Source organism: bacterium, from assembly GCA_024224155.1.
GTDB lineage: Bacteria > Acidobacteriota > Thermoanaerobaculia > Multivoradales > JAHEKO01 > CALZIK01.
On record JAAENP010000195.1, the window covers coordinates 1 to 1,173 of the forward strand.

Below are 1,173 nucleotides of genomic sequence, written 5' to 3' on the forward strand. Positions count from 1 at the left end.
CGGTGACCGTGCTCTCGACCTTGTCGATGCACTCCGCGAAATACTGGAAGGTCTCGACGACCCCCGGCATGTCGACGGTCATCATGTCGGTGATCGGTTTGCCCATGTCCAGGGTATCGAGGAGCGCGAGCTCCTCGGATTTCTCTTCGATCAGCTCTGCGTACCGATACAGGACCTCCATCCTCTCGCGCGGCGCCATCCGCGCCCAGGAGCCGGAGCGGTAAGCTTGCAAGGACGAAGCGACCGCCCGGTCGACGTCCTCAGCGGTGCCCTCGGCCATCTCGGCGATGACCTCTCCGGTGGCGGGGTTGACGGTCTCGAAACGACCCCCGAGGGCGGCGTCCACATAATCGCCGTCGATGAACAGCCGCACTTCGGGCTTGACCGCGGCAGCCGCCGCATGCCATTTCTCCTTCTCTCGGTCGACTGATTCAGCTGCTGGGGCTTCTTCGACTGCGCTGATGGACATCATTGGACTCCTTTGCTCGGCGCCGGCAGCCGGCGTGAAGCTCACCGACGCCGGTCGAAGAGCGGCTGGCTGCAGGCGATTTCTGCGAACGGCTCAATTCGGCTAGAGTCGTGTCGACTGAATGGTCGTTCAAAGTGTACCGGCTGGTCGCTGGACCGTCAAGCGAGGTCGAATAGAGGGTGATTGGAGATTCTGGGGGTAGACCGATCCGCTCTCGAGCAGCTAAGATAGTGAATAGCCATTCAAGAAATCTGGAGGAGAACGACACGATGTCTACTGTACCGGTCGCGTCTGCCAGACTCGATACCCGTGTTGCTCAGCTGGTCAAGGAACAGGAGAAGATCTTCGTCGACCGCCAACCGCGTTCGGCCGAGCTCGACAAGAGGGCCGTCAAGTCGCTGGCCGGAGGAGCGACCTCGAGTTGGATGATCGCCAAGCCGCAGACGGTGTGGCTCAGCCACGGCGAGGGCTCCAAGATCTACGACGTCGACGGCCACGAGTACGTCGACCTTCACGGCGGCTACGGCGTCGGCATCATCGGACACGCCCATCCGGCGTTCGTCCGCGCCGTCAACCGGCGCGCGCCCCGCGGTACCCATTTCGCCCAGCCCACGGAGGACGCGATAGTCGTCGCCGAGGAGCTCTCCCGGCGCTTCGACCAGCCGTTGTGGCGCTTCACCAATTCCGGCACCGAAGCGACTCTC

At 63.0% G+C, this 1,173-nt stretch carries 2 protein-coding genes; one reads left to right on the forward strand and one right to left on the reverse strand.

The annotated features are described in order from the left end of the window. A partial coding sequence (locus tag GY769_10655; protein MCP4202378.1) for an aldehyde dehydrogenase family protein occupies positions 1-469 on the reverse strand: 469 nt, incomplete at its 3' end. A 269-nt stretch (positions 470-738) separates the two neighbouring features. On the opposite strand from GY769_10655, the gene GY769_10660 reads away from it, so the two are divergent. Continuing rightward, positions 739-1,173, forward strand: a 435-nt coding sequence (locus GY769_10660; GenBank protein MCP4202379.1) for an aminotransferase class III-fold pyridoxal phosphate-dependent enzyme, incomplete at its 3' end; no start/stop codon positions are given.